General features: G+C 35.7%; 20 protein-coding genes and 1 pseudogene. 10 read left to right on the top strand and 11 right to left on the bottom strand.

The genetic code is table 11. The features are described from left to right. Nucleotides 1–165 precede the first annotated feature (165 nt). Together FTV03_RS13895 and FTV03_RS13890 are read left to right on the top strand one after the other, a co-directional pair. Nucleotides 166–285 (top strand): annotated as a pseudogene (locus FTV03_RS13895) (IS3 family transposase); the annotation flags it as partial. 352 nt (nucleotides 286–637) lie between these two features. Beyond that, the gene (locus FTV03_RS13890; RefSeq protein ID WP_078194291.1) at nucleotides 638–1,849 is read left to right on the top strand and encodes an integrase arm-type DNA-binding domain-containing protein; all 1,212 of its coding nucleotides are present in this window, start codon (nucleotides 638–640) and stop codon (nucleotides 1,847–1,849) included. Nucleotides 1,850–1,864: 15 nt separating this feature from the next. On the opposite strand, the gene FTV03_RS13885 is transcribed toward FTV03_RS13890, so the two are convergent. Further along, nucleotides 1,865–2,143 (bottom strand): helix-turn-helix domain-containing protein, encoded by a 279-nt coding sequence (locus FTV03_RS13885; protein WP_004871362.1) that lies wholly within the window; start codon nucleotides 2,141–2,143, stop codon nucleotides 1,865–1,867. Further along, nucleotides 2,136–3,440 carry a type II toxin-antitoxin system HipA family toxin gene (locus FTV03_RS13880; protein ID WP_121523298.1) on the bottom strand — a complete coding sequence of 435 codons (1,305 nt, stop codon included), beginning with the start codon at nucleotides 3,438–3,440 and terminating at the stop codon, nucleotides 2,136–2,138. The genes FTV03_RS13885 and FTV03_RS13880 overlap by 8 nt, the downstream gene beginning before the upstream one ends. 205 nt (nucleotides 3,441–3,645) lie before the next feature. Between FTV03_RS13880 and FTV03_RS13875 the strand changes: the two genes are divergently transcribed. Together FTV03_RS13875 and FTV03_RS18215 are read left to right on the top strand one after the other, a co-directional pair. Further along, nucleotides 3,646–4,578, top strand: coding sequence for an IS5 family transposase (locus tag FTV03_RS13875; protein ID WP_180041813.1), 933 nt, complete (start codon nucleotides 3,646–3,648; stop codon nucleotides 4,576–4,578). Between the two features lie 12 nt (nucleotides 4,579–4,590). Next, entirely contained in the window at nucleotides 4,591–4,707 is a 117-nt protein-coding gene (locus FTV03_RS18215; RefSeq protein WP_180041812.1) for an IS3 family transposase, read from the top strand. 44 nt (nucleotides 4,708–4,751) lie between these two features. Here the strand turns inward: FTV03_RS18215 and FTV03_RS13865 are convergent, their stop codons facing one another. Together FTV03_RS13865 and FTV03_RS13860 are read right to left on the bottom strand one after the other, a co-directional pair. Next, complete coding sequence (locus tag FTV03_RS13865) at nucleotides 4,752–6,014, bottom strand: type II toxin-antitoxin system HipA family toxin (RefSeq protein ID WP_257220802.1); 1,263 nt, start codon at nucleotides 6,012–6,014, stop codon at nucleotides 4,752–4,754. Next, complete coding sequence (locus FTV03_RS13860; protein WP_111886070.1) at nucleotides 6,004–6,342, bottom strand: helix-turn-helix domain-containing protein; 339 nt, start codon at nucleotides 6,340–6,342, stop codon at nucleotides 6,004–6,006. The genes FTV03_RS13865 and FTV03_RS13860 overlap by 11 nt, the downstream gene beginning before the upstream one ends. Before the next feature lie 189 nt (nucleotides 6,343–6,531). On the opposite strand from FTV03_RS13860, the gene FTV03_RS13855 reads away from it, so the two are divergent. After that, nucleotides 6,532–6,942: a hypothetical protein gene (locus FTV03_RS13855; protein WP_180041810.1), complete on the top strand. Its 411-nt coding sequence runs from the start codon at nucleotides 6,532–6,534 to the stop codon at nucleotides 6,940–6,942. Nucleotides 6,943–7,411: 469 nt separating this feature from the next. On the opposite strand, the gene FTV03_RS13850 is transcribed toward FTV03_RS13855, so the two are convergent. The 4 genes from FTV03_RS13850 to FTV03_RS13835 all read right to left on the bottom strand — a co-directional run bounded on the left by FTV03_RS13850 (nucleotide 7,412) and on the right by FTV03_RS13835 (nucleotide 11,055). Beyond that, a complete protein-coding gene (locus tag FTV03_RS13850; RefSeq protein ID WP_180041808.1) occupies nucleotides 7,412–8,242 on the bottom strand; it encodes a MetQ/NlpA family ABC transporter substrate-binding protein in 831 nt (276 codons plus the stop codon). An 83-nt stretch (nucleotides 8,243–8,325) separates the two neighbouring features. Next, complete coding sequence (locus tag FTV03_RS13845; RefSeq protein ID WP_180041806.1) at nucleotides 8,326–9,534, bottom strand: acyl-CoA dehydrogenase family protein; 1,209 nt, start codon at nucleotides 9,532–9,534, stop codon at nucleotides 8,326–8,328. A gap of 89 nt (nucleotides 9,535–9,623) precedes the next feature. Further along, entirely contained in the window at nucleotides 9,624–10,289 is a 666-nt protein-coding gene (locus FTV03_RS13840) for a methionine ABC transporter permease (protein WP_180011210.1), read from the bottom strand. 1 nt (nucleotide 10,290) lies between these two features. Then, nucleotides 10,291–11,055 carry a methionine ABC transporter ATP-binding protein gene (locus tag FTV03_RS13835; protein ID WP_218950659.1) on the bottom strand — a complete coding sequence of 255 codons (765 nt, stop codon included), beginning with the start codon at nucleotides 11,053–11,055 and terminating at the stop codon, nucleotides 10,291–10,293. A gap of 687 nt (nucleotides 11,056–11,742) precedes the next feature. Between FTV03_RS13835 and FTV03_RS13830 the strand changes: the two genes are divergently transcribed. The 5 genes from FTV03_RS13830 to FTV03_RS13810 all read left to right on the top strand — a co-directional run bounded on the left by FTV03_RS13830 (nucleotide 11,743) and on the right by FTV03_RS13810 (nucleotide 17,109). Continuing rightward, on the top strand, nucleotides 11,743–12,714 hold the full coding sequence (locus tag FTV03_RS13830) for a LysR family transcriptional regulator (protein ID WP_180041804.1): 972 nt from the start codon (nucleotides 11,743–11,745) through the stop codon (nucleotides 12,712–12,714). Nucleotides 12,715–12,832: 118 nt separating this feature from the next. Continuing rightward, on the top strand, nucleotides 12,833–13,921 hold the full coding sequence (locus FTV03_RS13825; protein ID WP_180041802.1) for an LLM class flavin-dependent oxidoreductase: 1,089 nt from the start codon (nucleotides 12,833–12,835) through the stop codon (nucleotides 13,919–13,921). A 35-nt stretch (nucleotides 13,922–13,956) separates the two neighbouring features. Further along, nucleotides 13,957–14,952 (top strand): ABC transporter substrate-binding protein, encoded by a 996-nt coding sequence (locus FTV03_RS13820; protein WP_180041800.1) that lies wholly within the window; start codon nucleotides 13,957–13,959, stop codon nucleotides 14,950–14,952. Between the two features lies 1 nt (nucleotide 14,953). Beyond that, entirely contained in the window at nucleotides 14,954–15,508 is a 555-nt protein-coding gene (locus FTV03_RS13815) for a cysteine dioxygenase (RefSeq protein ID WP_180041798.1), read from the top strand. 17 nt (nucleotides 15,509–15,525) lie between these two features. Next, nucleotides 15,526–17,109 (top strand): rhodanese-like domain-containing protein, encoded by a 1,584-nt coding sequence (locus tag FTV03_RS13810; protein ID WP_180041796.1) that lies wholly within the window; start codon nucleotides 15,526–15,528, stop codon nucleotides 17,107–17,109. A gap of 143 nt (nucleotides 17,110–17,252) precedes the next feature. On the opposite strand, the gene FTV03_RS13805 is transcribed toward FTV03_RS13810, so the two are convergent. The 3 genes from FTV03_RS13805 to FTV03_RS13795 form a co-directional block, all read right to left on the bottom strand. Next, on the bottom strand, nucleotides 17,253–17,438 hold the full coding sequence (locus FTV03_RS13805) for a hypothetical protein (RefSeq protein ID WP_180041794.1): 186 nt from the start codon (nucleotides 17,436–17,438) through the stop codon (nucleotides 17,253–17,255). Nucleotides 17,439–17,453: 15 nt separating this feature from the next. Then, on the bottom strand, nucleotides 17,454–17,702 hold the full coding sequence (locus FTV03_RS13800) for a hypothetical protein (RefSeq protein ID WP_180041792.1): 249 nt from the start codon (nucleotides 17,700–17,702) through the stop codon (nucleotides 17,454–17,456). 357 nt (nucleotides 17,703–18,059) lie between these two features. Continuing rightward, nucleotides 18,060–18,203: a hypothetical protein gene (locus FTV03_RS13795; RefSeq protein WP_180041791.1), complete on the bottom strand. Its 144-nt coding sequence runs from the start codon at nucleotides 18,201–18,203 to the stop codon at nucleotides 18,060–18,062. Nucleotides 18,204–18,349 lie beyond the last annotated feature (146 nt).

Genomic DNA, 18,349 nt, shown 5'->3' with positions numbered 1-18,349 from the left:
AGGTGCTGCAATGCGCAAGCTTATACATCTGTGTTATGGCGTTTTAAAACATCAGACTGCCTATCAAAGAGATTATTTATTGGTCGAATAATCTCAAAACCTGATTGACTACCAAGACGGTATCTCAAGTCCTGAATTTAAACAGCAAGCGATTGATTATGCACTATTGAGATTTATTACAATCGAAGCAGAAGACATTCTGCAAACGGCTGGTTAAGCCCAGAAGCCTTTGAACAGAAATATTTCAAGAATTTAGAGGGATTTGTTGTCCACGATACTGTCTAGGATCAGCTTGGATTAGTGACATATTCAGCTCCTACAAAATTCAATAGTAGCTGAAGATCGACTTAATGCGACAGAACCGAAATATTACCTCAAATAATTAAGGTTCGGTTACTAAGTCTGTAAAACAAACCCATTGCAGAATAGTGTTTAACTATCACTGATTTTTGTTGCTTAATACAGATTTTAACAGTGGTTACTTTTTTGGTTACTACAATGTAGAATATCACAAAAATATTTATAAAAAACATATATATAAATATTTATGTGATGCGTAATATACGCATCACATAATAATGCTTATTTTTGATATAATTAAGATAACGGGGATCATTATGCTGGTTTATAAAAACTTATGAGTCTTACGGAAACACAAGTACGAAAGTCATATCCAAAAGAAAAAATTTACTTTTTAGCTGATGATGATGGTTTAAGCTTAAAAGTCGATCCTAATGGAAAAAAGTCTTGGAGTTATCGATATTCAGTTGCAGAAACGGGTAAAAGACCACGAGTCACTCTAGGTACATATCCTGAGATGAATCTCAAAGAGGCTAGAGTGGCCAGAGACTCCTATAAGGCAACTAAATTTTCTACACAAAATTTAGTTCAGGAGAAAATTCAAACTTTTAAAGTTGTTTGTGAAGAATGGTTAGAGTTTAAAACAAATAATTCATTTAAAGATCAACCACGTGGTGGTGTAATCCAATTGGCGAATGCATGTTTAATAAATGACATTTATCCCGTTATTGGTGATATAGATTTTAGCAAAATTAAAAGAACTGATTTAGTTAAGGTAATTAAGCAGATTGAAAATAGGGGAGTTAAGGAACCTGTAAAAAAAGCGTATAGCTATTTAAATCAAATCTATGATTTTGCAGTTGCAATGGGATACTGTGATTATAATCAAGCTTATGGTCTCAATAAAATATTATTGAAAGGGAAATTAAAGAAAAATTATCCCTATTTAAAAGATGAAGAAATTTCTAATTTTATTCTTAGAATAACTCAACTAAATACAGATCCGATTATAAAAAAAGCAATCCTATTTAAATTATATACTGGAGTCAGAGGGGCAGAGTTATTGTCTGCAGAACCTCATCATTTTGATTTTGACAACAAAATTTGGAAAATACCTGCTTTACATATCAAGCAATATCGTCGAAAAGTGATAGCAGGTTATGATATTCCAGATTTTTTAGTCCCGTTATCATCGCAAGCGGTGAGCATTGTTAGATCTGCACTAGAGTGGTCACAAGGCGATCGTTATGTTTTTTCCAGCCCAAAAATTAAAGATAAGCCATTGCATTTTAACACAATAAATTCAGCCATTCGTAAGATGGGATACAAAACAAATGAGCTATCCTCACACGGTTTAAGATCAACATTCAGTACTATTTTAAATGATTCTGGCTTATTTCAAGATAGTTGGATTGAGGCTCAGCTTTCACATGTAGATAAGAATAAAACACGTGCTAGTTATAACCATGCAGATTATATTCAACAAAGAGCTGATATGATGCAGTGGTGGGGTGACTATTTAGAAAATAAATCAAAATCTAGTTTATAGGTAATTTAAATTAAACTATTTTGATTTAATAATAAATTTTAAACCAAATGCATTTAACAACTTATTTATAGAATCTAATGTTGGATTACTATCAGGTTGCTCCATTTTCTGTAAAGTCTGTGGTGCTATTTTAGTAATTTTACTCATTTCATTTAATGTTAAATGTAGTTCTTTTCTAATGTATGATGCAATCTGGTAAATTTGCCACTCAGGATTGTTATTTATATTTTCTAAGACTTGTAAGCGTTTATTCATTTGCTCGATTGCCGTCATAGGCTTATAACGTTTATCCATTAGAAAGCTCCTGAATCTGTTGGCATATATTCAATATACGATGATGACTATTTTGTAGAATCTCATCATCTATATTTATTTTTTTCATTTCATCGAGCAAATTTTCATACAGTGGCAATTGTTGAATCATTGTATGTTTAATTTCAGTTGAATCTATTCCTGTACATTCTTCTATTTGCGTTATGACAGATCCCCATATAGGCATTCCTCCATGGTCATCTTTTTCCCAACGTGTAGTACGTGCAATTCCGTCAGGATGAAGCCACATTGGTGCAAAATCGAAGAGGGGTGTTAATTGAATTGTGCCGTCATTTAAACGTTGAATTGCGGTATTACGGGTATGATTATCTTTATTTCCTAATGCAACATTAGCAATATCTCGTTTCAAATATTCAAAAATTTCAGCTTTTGGTGATGAGCAACATTCCATGATCAATGTACAGATTTGATTATGTGTCATTTTAACGCCGAAGCCAGCTTTACCACTTAAAGAGGCTAGGCTTTCTTGTGCAACTCTTTCGACTTTACCATTGATAATTTGGCGATCAAAACGTGGAATAAATAGCGTTCTCTGGTGAAGTTCCAAGTCCTTGAACACTCTTAGACCTAAATACCGAGCTATTTTCATGTAAATTGCTTCATGTAACAGTATTTTTTCCAGTTTTTGATCATTTCCACGACTAAATTTAACTAGCCAATGCTTTGCTGCTAGTTCATCTGGAAGACTGTGATCTAAATAAAACAGACCATCATATCCTTGTGTTAGTAATAGTTTAGGCCATTCACCTTGAACACCTGAAGAACCAGCAACAAATAAGCCATATGATGCAAGTGACTCAATGAAATCTTCTTTCCTTTCAATTATTTCGCTTAGGCTAAATCCACGAGGTTTCACTGTCGGAAAATGATCTTGAAGCCAGTCATAAGCTTCTTTAATTCGTAGATTACCAATAGGATTACCTGCCCCAGATTTCAGTAGGGGCCAATCAGCTTGTTCTTCTGCATTAATTGAAAAACCCAGCTGATTTAAAAGCTCCTTTCGCCCATAACCTTGAGGTAGCAAGTCCATGAGAAATGCTGGCCATTGGTTTTCTAAGTTGTTTTGTACATTGACTGGAAATTGGAATGATAGAGCATGACCATCCCTTAAATCCATATGTTCAATAGCATATTCAAATAAGTATGACGTTCGTGTAGATGCTCTCCAGCCCTGCTCTTGATTAGCAATTAATTCAACGATAGCGCAATCTTGCCATTCGTTATTTTGAAAAATTTGAAGTGTGCAATATTGATTCATATATGTATTAAAATAAAATATTATTTTCTATTTTGGCTATATTTATTTATTATAGTAGATATATATTAAATTTCCTACTCTGATTTAGAATCATTTAATTTGCACTATAAGCAATCATTTTAAACGTCATAACTTGTCGTATTGCTAAATTGGCTTTGTTGCACAAACCTATCGTTAAGGGCTTATTCCACAATATAATTTCCAAATGAACAAGCCTGCACCTAAAATTTATCGTACCACCAATTGGTCTTCTTATAATCGAGCATTAATAAATCGAGGAAATATTTCAATTTGGTTTGACACTAAGACTCAATGGTATGCGCAGCCAAAAGGCAAGCATGGACGAAATCAAACTTATTCCGACACAGCCATCCAATGCTGTCTAATGATTAAATCTTTATTTCGCCTTTTTTTACGTATGGTCACAGGTTTTGTTCAAAGTCTGATTAAATTCTGTGGATTAAATTGGACAGCACCAGATTACAGTACGCTTTGCAGAAGACAAAAACATATTGATATTGCGATTAGTTATCAAAAAAGCAGTGGTGGGCTTAACTTGCTGGTGGACTCTACCGGTCTAAAGTTTTTAGGTGAAGGTGAATGGAAAAGGAAGAAACATCAGTCTGAATATCGTCGTCAATGGCGTAAATTACATATTGGTATAGATGCTAAAACTCTCCAAATACGTGCAGTTCAGCTTACAACTAACAATGTAAGTGATTCACAGGTACTTGGTGATTTACTCGATCAAATTTCCTTAGATGAGCAGATTGACTCTGTTTATACGGATGGCGCTTATGACACCAAACAATGTCGTCAGGTCATTGCAGATCGGCAAGCGCATGCGGTGATTCCTCCAAGAAAAAATGCGAAACCTTGGAAAGATACAAAGGTCAGCTCGCTAGAACGAAATGAATTACTTCGTACTGTTAAACGGTTTGGCAGAATACTATGGAAAAAATGGTCAGGCTATCATCGCCGAAGTTTGGTGGAAACCAAGATGCACTGCATCAAATTATTAGGCGATAAACTCAGTGCAAGGAACTTTAATAGCCAAGTCAATGAGATCCATGCACGTGTAGCCGTGTTAAATAAATTTACCGAGTTAGGTCAACCACATACCCAAGTTATGCCTTAAATTTGAGTAGATATGGGCAATCTTAATTTTTACATCTTTGTGCAACAAAGCCATTATAATCATGAAAGAATACAACTAAATTTAAAAGGATTGAGCCCTGTTCAATTCAGAACTCAATCCTGTTGTTAACTAAACTGTCTAAGATTTGGGGTTCAGTTCAAATGGGCGGTTTTTTAGTTGCCTAGATTGTAGTAATGGTCCAGTTGTCTCATTTGGTAGTCGCTCATTTCAGCATCCTTAAAGAATTCATCTCTTGACTCAAGTACATCTCGAACATTCTTTATGATCTCTTTTGCCTGAAACTCGGTTAACCCAAAGGCATTGCAGCGACTCAATAGATTTTGCGCCGTTCCGATTCGGCCTTCTTCTCCCACGGCGATCGCATGTTCTTTTGGGTAAGATGCGCGAGATCCGTGCGGTAGAACATCAAATAGAGGGCTGAGTGAATAATGATGATTTTTCATGTCATGCATTAAGAAGCCATGGTTTTTTAAATGATCATCTGTATTACTGATCATCACATTCAAGACCATGCGCTTATATAGCTCTAATTGATTGCTGATTGCGTCATGGCAAATTTGACTGCAGATCTTAGACAAATGCATATAAGACATCTTTAAGTCGTCTACGCGCACTTTACGGATGTTCATAAGGCTGTGTGCGCTGATGTAGTGTTTCTTTCGCTCAGGGCAGTTACGATCAAAGCGCTCAACAAGCAAAATAGGGTTGCCTTCAACTTCTTCAAGCTCGACATTGCTGACATTCAAACCTAAAGCTTGCGCCATCTTCATTGATGAATATTCAACTTTTGCATTATCAAAGAGGTCATCGGATTTATTGAATTTCGCAATCCACTCAATGCCTTTGTGCTGTACGACCACTTTAGGTCGCGCACCCCCCATTGATGACCCATGGTGAATGAGTTTTGATAAATAATTATCGGTCATCATGCTGATCATGTTCGGGTCTTGGTGCTGATCAACTGCTTTAGATAATTTTAAGTAAGCCTGTAAGTCAGAGAATTTAACAAAGGATTCTTTGCCAACGGTTTTGACCGCTTTAGAAGACAAACTCGCCACTAAGCACCCAACTGCATTACCACGTGCCGCAATAAGCCATTCAATTTGATTGAGTGGTACGCGAGTGTGCTGGGTTAACGTAAGCTTACGACCCCAATTGTCGGGCGTAGCATCTGCAAGTACGCCAAAGCCATCTTTAGCTGCAGTGGTGTACGCCGTGTTGGGTGTAATAAATGGTAGGTTAATTGGATCAAGCTCAAATGAGTTATTGAGATCCAAATAGCTCTTACCATAAATAAAATTATAGATTGAATCTTTGAGCGCATATTGAGCAACAACTTGCGGCGTATCGCCTGTATCCAAAAAAATGTAGCAGCTCTTAATTTCTTCTTGCATGGATAGGTTTTTAGAAGTCATCACTCATATCCTCTGATTTATTATTAGCGCGGACTCGAACTTTTTTGGTAGCGAGTGCTTTTCCAACTTCGTCATTTTGTGGGTTCGCAATACTAAGCAAACTGTCTTCCAAGCCAAATACAACGAGAATGGAAATAAGATTTTTTAGGTTAGAGCTGGGTTTGCCGCTTTCAAGTCGTGAGATTGTCTTTTCATCCACATGCACACGGTTAGCCAATTCGCTAATAGTCATATTCCGGTTCATGCGTGCTGTTTTAATGTTACTCCCGATCTGAACTAACAGATCTTCAACACCCTCAAGCATAAAATCACTTGCTGCTCTTTTCATGAAAAATCTCCTCAATACGGTCATTATATACCGATTAACCGACTTAAGCAGTATTTTATGGGTGTTTTTAAATTATATTTGTAAGAGATTTTAAGCTCTTGAGCCTATTTGCAGGGTTGGTGCATAATTTAAATTGACTTGAGAGGAAGTGCGCTGTGTAAGTGCGAGAAATAAAAGAAAGGTAAAGTAATGGATCAACCGAAAATTCTTTTGGAAATGGAGCAATTTTGTGAAACTAATAGCAATGTAAGGTTAATGCTCAGGGAAGTACGTCGTTATCCTGTAGGTGAATGCGTCATGGAACGTATGTCATTAAAAACGCAGGCCATGCAGCGCATAGATGACATGGTAATGTTTCATAGGTTTGCAATGTCTGTACATAAACAGAATGGTGAAGTTATTTACCCTGTATTTAAACAATTTAATTCAGATTGCGGCAACTTGTTTGAGGATATTGAAGATGATCCAGAGATGACATCCGGGTTTAGAATGGTATCGCCAAACTTTAATCACAAAGAGCAAGATCGCCGTGTGGGTTCATTGGCTGATGAGAGTTTAGTGATTAATTTGTGGGGGCTTTGTTGCACAAAGATTTCATAACTATATGATTTTAAAAGTTTTGATTATTTTTTTGATCCAAAATTAAATTTATTTAAATCAGATGCTTACATATTTATGCAACAAAGCCCTTTGGAGAAACCGGACATTTCTATTTTTGAGTTACAAATAATGTTGGCATAATAGATATTATGTAAATTAAGATACTCTTGAAGAGATTAATATTGTTGTGAATATCTTCTGTGAAGTTGCATCAACGGCCAATTTATTGAGGGAACCATCTTAGATATATTATTTAACTTATGTTCACCTAAAGTCGAATTCATAGAAAAACATCATTTAAAAATTAATAAAATCAATAATTTGTCTATATAGTTTTAATATTTAAATTTTTCCAGTTCATGAACTTGATGAATTCGATGTTTTTTTTAGAGTTAAAAATGAAAAATTCCCAAACCTCCACTATGTCAACGTAGAGGTCTGAGACAACCTATAAAGTTATGAAACAGTTTTATCGTTTTGGCCAGGTAACCGTTTCGGCATAATTTTTTAAAACAAATTCACGCGTATCGTCTGTAATAAAAGCATCTTTAACAAGTTGTACTTCAGGTTTTTGAGATGCTTTGCTATTGGATACGAGAACGCTATCGTATTCTTGATTATCTTGTTCAAGATAAATTGAATCACGTTTTGGCAATAAGTCAGCATGAATAGTATATGCACCAGCCATAATTGCTAAATCTGAATCTTTAAAGCTAACTGGTACTAAAGCATGTTCAACTTCTAAAAACTGTAAGTTCTTTGGATTGGCTGTAATATCTTTTAAACTTGTTTTTGCACCAGTATTAGGTTTTAACTCGATCAATTTTGCTCGTGCCAATAGATTTAATGCACGTCCACCATTTGAAGGATCTGATGGAATTACGATTTTAGCCTTATCTGGAAGATCATTGATATTTTTATATTTAGGGGAATATGCCCCGAACATTCCATTAAAAGTAGAGGCAATTGCTATTAAATCCCAATTATTCAATTCTTTTGCTGACTGCATATAATACTTATGCTGAAAATAGTTTAAATCTGCTTCATTTTCTGCCACAGATTTATTTGGAATCAGGCCATCATTAGCATATTTAATTTTCAGTTCAATATTTTGTTTTTTGACTTTATCCCTTACATATTCAGCAACTTGTGGATATGGAGGGTTATCACGTGTAAGTAAGGTAACTACTTTTGTTTCACTACTTTCACTAGAAACTGTTTTTTCCTGTTTAGAGCAGCCTGTTAATCCAAAACCAATTGATGCTGTAAGAACAGCAGTTAATAAAGATTTAAGTTTCATAAATAAATAGCCCCTAAAGCGCTATTAGCGCTACTTTTTAGAATTACATTCAAATATTGAGAATGGTTAAATATATGGTTAGATTAGAAATAACTAGTATTGGGTACAGTGCGTTTATTCACTAGAATATCTCCCAATACCTTTGCCTTGAGGCTAACTGGATTGTGGGTAGATAAGGTACGAATATTGCGCCAATGTCGATCATTCAATGTCTCGTGCCCCATAGCAGATGCCCCAATGACTTCAAACATTAAATTGGCTGCTTTGAGTGCTAATGGATCAATTGAAACTTTTACTTTTGCAGTTTCTATAGCAGCTTTCTGCAAAAAATCATCATAAGTCGGCTGATTTAAATGCTGAATAATCTGGTCTAGTGAGCGCGCCGCTCGTAATACTGCTTGTTCTACAATAAAAGCAATTGATGATATTTCTCCTGCTTTTTCAAGAAAGAGGGGCTCATCACGAGCTTGTTCAGCATTCCCATAATTAAAAGTTCGACCTCGATTAGCAAGCAGTACTGCAGTGCGATCTTCTACAGCTTTTGTTTGACCAGCAATGATCGCTTGAATATACAGTTGTGCGAATGGTTTATTAATTAAACCATGGGGTTTCGGCCAACGGATCTCATCCTCAGATATGATTACATGATTAAATACCGTAGTCCCACTAGCAGTATTTCGTTGTCCAATCCCGATCCAATCATCAAAAATTTCTACACCTTCTCGATTAGTCGGTACAACAACATGACATAAAGTACCTAGATGACTTTGTGCGAATACCAATACATAATCTGCATACAAAGTACCGGTAGTAAAATACTTTTTACCGTCTAAAAATAATTGACCATTTTCATTAAGAATTTTTGTATTTACCTTACCACTACCGACATTATTTGATGATGGTTCTGCAAGTGCATTGCTGATAATTTTTCCACTAGCTATACGCTTGAACCATTTCTCGCGATAAGCTGGATCAGGATGCCTTATTACTTCTTCTGTAAAGTTAAAATGTGAGTGGAAAATATGAGCAACATCAGAATCAACACGACCTAATTCAATAATTACAGCAAATAACTCTTCAATACTTAGTGCTTGCCCTCCATATTGTTTGGGTAAACGCAATGCACCGATTTTCTGAGATTTTAAGTATTGAATAATCTGTGCTGGTGGCTGTTCGCCATTTGCATCACGAATAGCCAAATCAGCTTTAATAGTTTCAATTAGTGCAAGAAACTCTTTGCGTTCATGATAGGGACGTACACTATTCTCTACCTCCTGAACTTTAATATTCATAAAAACTTTTCCTAATATGTGTAATTCATTTTTTCCAAGTGACCTTCTTAAAAGTTATTCCACTGTAAGGTCATGTTGAATTTGATTCTTTAAATACGCTTATCTAAACGTTTAACAAAATAGTTCCCGGTAAATTGAATTACTTGAACAATAAAGATAATGATGAGTACAGTTACAATCAGAATGTCGGTTTCAAAGCGGTGAAAACCATAACGAATAGCAAAGTCACCGATACCACCACCACCAACGATGCCAACAATCGTGGAATAGGAAAAATAACTTACTGTCACGATAGTGATTGAGTTAACAATTGCTGCACGTGCTTCTGAAAACAGTACTTTATGTACAATTTGAAATTTAGTTGCGCCCATTGCTTCCGCTGCTTCAATTACCCCACGGTTGACTTCTAGCAAAGCTGCCTCAACAAAACGGGCAAAATATGGAATACAACTAATTGTCATAGGAACAATGGCGGCTGTTGTACCAATTGAAGTTCCCACAATTAAGCGTGTTAAGGGCACGATGGAAATAGCGAGAATTAAAAAAGGGAAAGAACGTATGAAGTTCACCACAGCATTTAAAACTCCATTTACCAACTTATTGCTAGAAATTGAGCCATCACGAGTTAAATACAGGGCAGTGCCTACTATTCCACCAAAAATAATGCCAAGTAGAATCGTGACAGACAGCATATAAAAGGTTTCGCCAAGTGCTGTTTGAATTTCAGGCCAAATACCAATTACTTTTTCGTACATATTAGGAAGCCTCTTTTAAACTGGTACTGACATCATTGAGCAATAATTTTGAAATAATAGATTTAACTGGTTGCTGGATTGGCTGATTGAGGTCAAACTCTTCAATGACTTGGCCTTGTTCCATTACCGCCACACGGTTACAGATTTTGTGTACTAGTTGCATTTCATGAGTCACGATCACTATCGTGATACCAAACTGTTTATTGATCTTTGACAGGTAATGCAGAATCGATTCTTTAGTTTGTGGATCGACAGCAGAAGTTGGCTCATCGCAGAGCAGAATTTTGGGCTGGGTCACAATGGCGCGGGCAATTGCAATACGCTGTTTCTGTCCACCGCTAAGTTGACTTGGATAAGCATCTTTTTTATCTAATAAATCAACAATTTCCAGGCATTCTAAAGCACGTTTATGACGTTTTGCTTTTGGCACACCTGAAAATTCTAACGGCAACTCAATATTTTCTAGAGCAGTGCGGTTGGTCAGCAAGTTAAAATGCTGAAAAATCATACCAATGGATTTACGCTGTTCGAGTAATTGCTTTTTTGATAATCGTAAAAGGGAAACACCTTCTATTTTAATATCACCAGTATTGGGACGTTCTAGCAGGTTAATCATGCGCAATAATGTTGATTTTCCTGCACCACTAAAACCGATAATGCCAAATACATCACCTTGATGAATATTTAGACTAACATCGGAAACAGCCGTGAATTGACCATCCTTTTGGATAAATGTTTTCTTAAGATCCTGTAGTTGTATCATCATTTATTCTCTATGTTTAGCTCAGCATCACTGATGCAGTAGTCCTATGCAGCTCAACATAAATTAGAATTTAATATGTTTAAAATAAATATTTTTAATAAAATTATATAAAAATAATGAATACTAAATTTAAGATTGATCTATTCTCCACCCTTTACAGAAGATTTATATCAATAATTCTAATAAAATTATGCTTCAGTATAGAATTTGTTAATTATATCAGTGTGTTAGTAATATTTATTAAAAACATTTCTGTAATTTATTGATTGAGATAATAACGTTACTTTTATTCTTTTATAAACAAAACATAGCTTATTCTGAATTTTATCTTTTCATATGAATTATATTCACTTCGCTTTAAATTAGAGGGAATCTAGAATTCGCGAAAAATGAATATAGATCAATTTATAGCTAAGAATTTGTTTTTTAATATCTTTTGTTATAATTTAGTCTAAATATTCAAAGTTAATTTGTAAGATAGTCACTTGCAACATCTACTTTAGATACTCAATTTAGGTGAATAGGAGTTGATTCGTTCTGTTAAAAACTAGAAACCCTTAATTGAGTATTTTTTGTTAGAAAATTTCCTTTGTATGAATGAAGAGAATACTGATCTTTCTAAATAATGCATATTAAATTCACATAGAATAAGCTCCTGAATTTTTAAATAAATTTGATAGCCAGTATGGTATGAGCTATTCAAATATCAAATTAGATTTCAAGCAGACAGCTGTGCAGAGCGATTATGCCGAGGTTAAATTTTTAATGAAGATTGAAGACATCCATGCTTTTATTGCTTTTGTTAAATTGCAATCCACGAGTCTTACTGCTCAACAATTAGGTATCACACAACCTGCAGTTACACGTCGCATCCAGAGTCTAGAACAAGCCTGTTCAGTTCAACTTTTTGACCGAAATACTCGCCCTTTAAAGTTAACCGCAAAAGGACGAGAAATATATGAACAATGCTGTATTATCGAGCAAGAGTTCAATAGATTGAAGCAGATCATTGCTTTACAAAGTGCAGATTCAACACATCTTAGGATAGGAATTCCAAATAGCCTGTCAGAGTCTGGTATTTTTGGAATGATACAAGACCTCCAAAAAGATTTTCCCTCTGCAAAAATTGAAATTAGTACAGGGTGGGGTAAGGAATTATTATCTAAATTAGCTCACGATGAACTTGATGGCGTGATTTCTACTGCAAAAGAACATAATGCTTTTCCAAAAGATTATTCTCTGAAAATTATGGGTACCTTACATATTAGACCTGTAGTAGCAAAATCTTTAAGCAGATCAGGTGTTTCAACATGGGAAGACTTGCAGGATCTAGGTTGGATTTTAAATAATAAAGGATGTGGATTCAGAGAATTTTTGACTGAACAATTAGAAAAACAGTATAAACAGCTAAATTTAAAAATTGAAGTTACTGGAACTAGAATCCAGTTGGATTTAATACAACAGGGAGTTGGTGCTGGTTTCTTGGCACAGGAATTAATCTTTCAAACTCCTCACTTTCACCAATTATCAATTATAGATACTGAAGAACTAAATCTAGATGTCATTGTTTACAATGCACGTCGAGAAAACCTGAGCCATGCACAAACTGAATTGTTTGATGTAATTATGGAACGTTTTAACCAAAAATTGCATTTAGCGTAATCTAAAAACCATTCTTATGCGTAAAATTAATATTAGTTTATGATAAATATTTATTTAACGCATACTAATTTTTAAATTACAGTTGTTTCAAGTTCAAAAAAATATTTTGGAAATTGAAATGACAATTCAAATTTTAGGCATGATTGGCCATCGTCTTGCTTCGGAAACCATCCCAGCAGAAGGCCCAGTATTTAATCCAGATTATGTTGCAAATTTTGCTAAAGCCCATGAGGATGCTGGATTTGATCGGGTATTGATTGGTCAATGGTCAGATCAGCCCGATGGCTTTATTGTGGCGGCTCATGCAGGTGCAAATACTTCGAAATTAAAGTTTTTATTAGCACATCGTCCAGGTTTTATAGCGCCAACTTTAGCTGCACGTAAGTATGCAACTCTAGATCATTTACTTAAAGGTCGTTTAGCAATTCATGTTATTACCGGGGGAAGTGATCCAGAACAGCAGCGTGATGGTGATTTCTTAACTAAAGCCGAACGATATGCCCGTACAAAAGAATTTTTAGACATCGCTAAGCTTTCCTGGTACAGCGATAACCCCTTCCAGTACAGTGGTAAATACTATCAAGTCAAAGATGGTTTCTCAGAAATCAAACCTTATCAATCTCATTTGCCAGTATATTTCGGAGGTTCTTCTCAAGAAGCATTAAATGTAGCTGCTGAACATGCAGATGTATTTGCACTTTGGGGTGAGCCTTTAGCTGGTGCTGAAGAGCTTATAAAAAATATTCGAGCAAATGAAGTAAATTTTGAACGTAAAAATCCACTGGATTTTAATATCTCTTTCCGCCCAATTATTGCAGATACCGAAACACAGGCTTGGGAAAAGGTACAGGATATTTACAGTCTGACTCGAGAGCAAATTGAAAACCGCGGTCTGCGCAAAGATAAACAAAGTGCTCAAAGTGTAGGAGCCCAGCGTTTAGTGGAGTTGGCATCACAAGAAGTGCATGACACTAATTTATGGACTGGCATTTCTACCTTAGTACATGGCAACCATAACTCTACAGCTTTAGTAGGTACACCAGAGCAAGTAGCAGAATCTATTGCAGAATATTATAAGCTAGGTATTAACAGCGTATTGATTCGTGGTTTTGACCCATTAAATGATGTCATTGAATACGGCAAAGAACTACTACCAAGCATCCGTTATAAAACAGCCGAACTGGATAAATTAAACAAGATTGCCTAGGCTTTGCTGACAAAATATTAAAAAGTGTGATTGAAATGAAAAAAATATTAGTTGGCATTATTAGTGCTGTTTCAATAAGTTTAACTGCTTGTGATAAACAGGTTAATCAAGCTGAAAATACAAAAGAAGTGACTAAACTTAAAAATTCAGCACAAATTGAACTCAAAATTGGTGATCAAAAAGGAAATATGCGTGCCCAGCTAGAGGCATCAAAACTTCTAGATGGTATCGATTATAAAATTTCATGGTATGAATTCCCGGCAGCAGCTCCAGTTGCCGAAGCATTAAACGCTACCGCGATTGATATTGGTTATCTTGGAGATGCACCATTCATCTTTGCAAATGCAAATGGTGGTCATGCACGCGCAATTGCGGTTAACCGATATGATCCGTATGCAGTAGCTTTACTAGTGCCTAAAGATAGTCCGATTAAATCCATTCAGGATATCAAAGGAAAAACTATTACAGCGAATAAGGGCTCGATTGGTCAGCTGGTTACATTACGTGCTGTAGAACGTGCTGGCTTGAAAGCTTCTGATGTAAATTTTAAATTTTTGCCACCAGCAGATGGCAAACTTGCTGTTGCAAATGGCAATGTTGATGTATGGGCAGTTTGGGATCCATACACTGCCTATGCTGAAGTCATTGATGGTTTTCGAATCATTGAAAATGGACGTGGATTATATTCAGGTTTTACATTCCTTGCCGGTACAGAGCAAGCTTTAAATGATCAGCAGAAGCGTACAGCTATTCAGGACTTTATCTACCGGCTTGAAGAATCTCAGGAATGGGTAAATAAAAACTACCAGTCATTTGGTAAAGAACTTGCAAAAATCACCGGAATTCCAGAAGAACCAGCCACATTAGCATTCAAACGAAAAAATGCCACATGGACTAGTATTACTGATGATGTAATTGCCACTTCGCAAGACACAGCAGATTTCTATCATAAACACCAATTATTAAATCAGAAAATTGATGTAAGCGGTCTGTTTGATCGTGAGTTTAATACAAAGCAGGCAGGAAATTAATATGGCTAAATATCTGAATGCTTTAGCACCTGTAATTAATGCTATTGAGCAAGGACTGGTAGAACAACTGGATGAGCAAAACTTAATTCAGCGCTTTACACCTGGGTTTAAAAAGCTCCTCCAGGATTCAACCTGGCTTGAACCAGAGTTTAAAAAACCACATCCAGAATATTATCAACAATATCTATTGTATCTAGATCCTGAAGAGCGTTTTTCCATTGTCAGCTTTGTTTGGGGACCAGGTCAAAAAACACCAATTCATAACCACGAAGTATGGGGTGCAATTGGTGTGCTTGAAGGCGCAGAAGTCTCTACACCTTATACCTGTGATGAGGCAGGTTTACATCCAGTTGCTCAAGGCGATTATCTCGAAGTGGGAGATATCGACTGGTTTACACCAACTACGGGAGATATTCATGCTGTTAACAATGCCTTTGAGGATCAAGTCTCAATCAGTATCCATATTTATGGTGCAAATATAGGCAAAGTGGAGCGTTTTACCTATCAACTAGACGGTACAGCTAAACCATTTATTTCTGGTTATTCAAATTTTTAAAGAGTGATGTTAAAAGAATGAAAACTATCGTTTATCAAGAAATCCGTGAAAAATTACTGGCTGGCGAGGAAGTTGCTATTGTAGATTTAAGGGAAGAGCATATCTTCGCTCAAAATCACCCCTTATTTGCGACAAATATATCTTTATCACGTCTCGAAATTGAAATTTATAACCGTATTCCTCGTCTAAATACACTCACGGTTATTTATGATGATGGCGATGGTCGTGTTGAGCGTGCCTATAAAAAACTTAGCGAGTATGGTTATAGTAACATTGCAGTTTTAGAAGGTGGCGTAGAAGCATGGCAACGTGATGGTGGTGAATTATTCATTGATGTTAACTCTGCCAGTAAAGCATTTGGTGAGTTTGTAGAGCATCATAAGGGCACACCATCTCTTAGTGCCGAGGAACTAAAAGCAAAAATTGATGCTCAAGAAAATATTGTCATTTTAGATGCTCGACGTTTTGATGAATATCAGACTATGAGTATCCCAACTGGGACGAGTGTTCCAGGCGCAGAATTGGTTCTGCGTGCACCTTCATTGGTTAAAGATGAAAACACCCAGATTATTGTAAATTGTGCTGGTCGTACTCGCAGTATTATTGGTACTCAATCACTAATTAATGCTAAGTTGCCTCATGAAATTTTTGCATTACGAAATGGAACGATTGGCTGGACACTCGCTGGACAACAACTAGAGCATGGTCAGCAACGTTCATTTGTAGCTCTTGATACCCAGATTGACAAGCAGGCAAAACAAAATGCTGAAGAATTGGCAAAGCAAGCAGGTGTAAAGCAAATCAGTTTAACTGACTTACAGGATCTACAGGCACAAGAAGATAAAACCACTTATATTTTTGATGTACGTACTGAGCAGGAATATGCAGCAGGGCATTTACCTGGTAGTCGTTGGGTAGCAGGTGGTCAGTTGGTACAGGAAACTGACCATTATGCTGCAGTGCGTGGTGCTTGTATTGTTTTAGTTGACGATCAACTTGTTCGGGCATATATGACAGGTTCTTGGTTAGCACAAATGAACTGGGATGTTTATGTACTTGAAGATGATTTTGTAAAACTTCTGGCTGAAACGGGATGCTGGAAACCTGCTACACCACAGATAGATGTTGACTTATTTATTTCTCCAGAAGAGCTGCAACAACTTTCAGCAACACAAAATATTGCTATTTGGGATTTCACTACTGCAGCTAACTACAAAAAAGGGCATATTCCAAATGCACAATGGGTTTTGAAAGCAGATGTACCTAAACTGATCCAGCAGTCAGAATTTACAAACAAAGATGCCATTGTTGTAACTTGTGGTTCTAGTTTGCTTGCTCAATATGCAGTGCCAGAAATTAAAGCTCAACTCAAATCAAATCAAAAAGTATATATCTTAAAAGGTGGTAATGCTGCTTGGGTGCAGACAGGTCTGCCATTATCTCAAGAATTAAATTTACTTTCAGAAGAGATTGATCGTTATAAACGACCTTATGAAGGTACCGATAATTCAAGAGAAGCAATGCAAGCTTATCTTGATTGGGAGTTCGGTTTAGTCGATCAGCTAAAGAATGATGGCACACATGGGTTCTTTGTTATATAAATGTTTTACATGTATCGTGTCTAGGCGATACAAGACAGTCCAGTTCATTTATAAACTGGGCTGATTCATTTTCTAATATGGACAAAATAAGGAGTAGGTTCATCTCATAATATTTTATTTAACATAATCTATATTATACGAAATCAGTCATCGTTAAATTCAGAATCATAATGTGCTTGATATTCTTCATGTGAAAACAATTTTCCGCACATGTGACAATACTTGTACTTTGATTGAATCTTATCAAAAAAAGGCTGAGTCGAACTTGTATAGCCATGATCTTCAAGTATTGACCAAAGCTGTTCTAATTCTTCTTTTGTAAATTCCATTGTTGTCTCCAGTGGTCAGTCTTTATCATAAAAATGTGGAACTTTTTTATAATTAGCCATATTCAAAGATGAAAAAAAATCTTCAGTTTGTTGATTTGATAAATACGTAAAATCAACATACCTTGAAGCATCACTATTAAAGTCACGATCAAAATCTAAAAAATTTTCATATATGCAAAAATAGGTTTTAAAAAAATATACTTTATATAAAACAAGGATTTTTTCATTTTTAAAAAAATACACCTTATGAGCATGATGTTTCATTATATTCCTCAGTTCGCGCCTACGGACGCTCTGTTACTCCCGTTTATAATCATACGGGAGCTTGTAATCAAGGAAAAGGATAGTCGAATAATTCAAAATCGCGGATCACTCGTAGACACTCGCTCTATAAATAGATCAAAAATTAAGCAAAAGAAATGATCGAATTATCCAATAAACTTTTTATAAAGTAACAAAAAACGATATAAATCATAGTTAAAAAGGTGTTTTCTTAAAAGTCAACCCCTTCTAAAACGCTCTAATTTGCGTTTTAAGCGATGTTAGCAAAGAGTGATACAAACACCCCACCCACACCGCTAAAATTGAAATTTGACATACAGAAAAATTTATGATTTTTTTTTACAAAGGAGAAGTTTCAGAATTTATATTTCCCGAATCACTCGTAGACACTCGTTCTACAGCTTGTTGTTTTTGAGCAAAATAATTAAAAGGGCGATATCCGGATAACCATTTTTTACAATCATCTTGAGAGATGTTTTCCATATAGTTACCCTGCTGATCTACTGAACCGTACCGGGTTTGTCGGAGAGTCAATATTCTGAGAGACTATCCCGATGACAAAATTAAAATATACCCCTGAAATCAGAGAAAGAGCGGTTCAATTATTGATTGAATCTGAAAAAGATTAT

The organism is Acinetobacter sp. YH12218, assembly GCF_013417925.1.
Lineage (GTDB): Bacteria > Pseudomonadota > Gammaproteobacteria > Pseudomonadales > Moraxellaceae > Acinetobacter > Acinetobacter amyesii.
Note: the sequence above shows the minus strand (reverse complement) of the source record. Positions and strands in the feature narration are given on the sequence as shown.

Coding starts and splice junctions, on each gene's coding strand:
- FTV03_RS13890 (WP_078194291.1), top strand. CDS start 638: ATGAGTCTTACGGAAACACAAGTACGAAAGTCATATCCAAAAGAAAAA.
- FTV03_RS13885 (WP_004871362.1), bottom strand. CDS start 2,143: ATGGATAAACGTTATAAGCCTATGACGGCAATCGAGCAAATGAATAAA.
- FTV03_RS13880 (WP_121523298.1), bottom strand. CDS start 3,440: ATGAATCAATATTGCACACTTCAAATTTTTCAAAATAACGAATGGCAA.
- FTV03_RS13875 (WP_180041813.1), top strand. CDS start 3,646: ATGAACAAGCCTGCACCTAAAATTTATCGTACCACCAATTGGTCTTCT.
- FTV03_RS18215 (WP_180041812.1), top strand. CDS start 4,591: ATGGGCAATCTTAATTTTTACATCTTTGTGCAACAAAGCCATTATAAT.
- FTV03_RS13865 (WP_257220802.1), bottom strand. CDS start 6,014: ATGACTTCTAAAAACCTATCCATGCAAGAAGAAATTAAGAGCTGCTAC.
- FTV03_RS13860 (WP_111886070.1), bottom strand. CDS start 6,342: ATGAAAAGAGCAGCAAGTGATTTTATGCTTGAGGGTGTTGAAGATCTG.
- FTV03_RS13855 (WP_180041810.1), top strand. CDS start 6,532: ATGGATCAACCGAAAATTCTTTTGGAAATGGAGCAATTTTGTGAAACT.
- FTV03_RS13850 (WP_180041808.1), bottom strand. CDS start 8,242: ATGAAACTTAAATCTTTATTAACTGCTGTTCTTACAGCATCAATTGGT.
- FTV03_RS13845 (WP_180041806.1), bottom strand. CDS start 9,534: ATGAATATTAAAGTTCAGGAGGTAGAGAATAGTGTACGTCCCTATCAT.
- FTV03_RS13840 (WP_180011210.1), bottom strand. CDS start 10,289: ATGTACGAAAAAGTAATTGGTATTTGGCCTGAAATTCAAACAGCACTT.
- FTV03_RS13835 (WP_218950659.1), bottom strand. CDS start 11,055: ATGATGATACAACTACAGGATCTTAAGAAAACATTTATCCAAAAGGAT.
- FTV03_RS13830 (WP_180041804.1), top strand. CDS start 11,743: ATGAGCTATTCAAATATCAAATTAGATTTCAAGCAGACAGCTGTGCAG.
- FTV03_RS13825 (WP_180041802.1), top strand. CDS start 12,833: ATGACAATTCAAATTTTAGGCATGATTGGCCATCGTCTTGCTTCGGAA.
- FTV03_RS13820 (WP_180041800.1), top strand. CDS start 13,957: ATGAAAAAAATATTAGTTGGCATTATTAGTGCTGTTTCAATAAGTTTA.
- FTV03_RS13815 (WP_180041798.1), top strand. CDS start 14,954: ATGGCTAAATATCTGAATGCTTTAGCACCTGTAATTAATGCTATTGAG.
- FTV03_RS13810 (WP_180041796.1), top strand. CDS start 15,526: ATGAAAACTATCGTTTATCAAGAAATCCGTGAAAAATTACTGGCTGGC.
- FTV03_RS13805 (WP_180041794.1), bottom strand. CDS start 17,438: ATGGAATTTACAAAAGAAGAATTAGAACAGCTTTGGTCAATACTTGAA.
- FTV03_RS13800 (WP_180041792.1), bottom strand. CDS start 17,702: ATGAAACATCATGCTCATAAGGTGTATTTTTTTAAAAATGAAAAAATC.
- FTV03_RS13795 (WP_180041791.1), bottom strand. CDS start 18,203: ATGGAAAACATCTCTCAAGATGATTGTAAAAAATGGTTATCCGGATAT.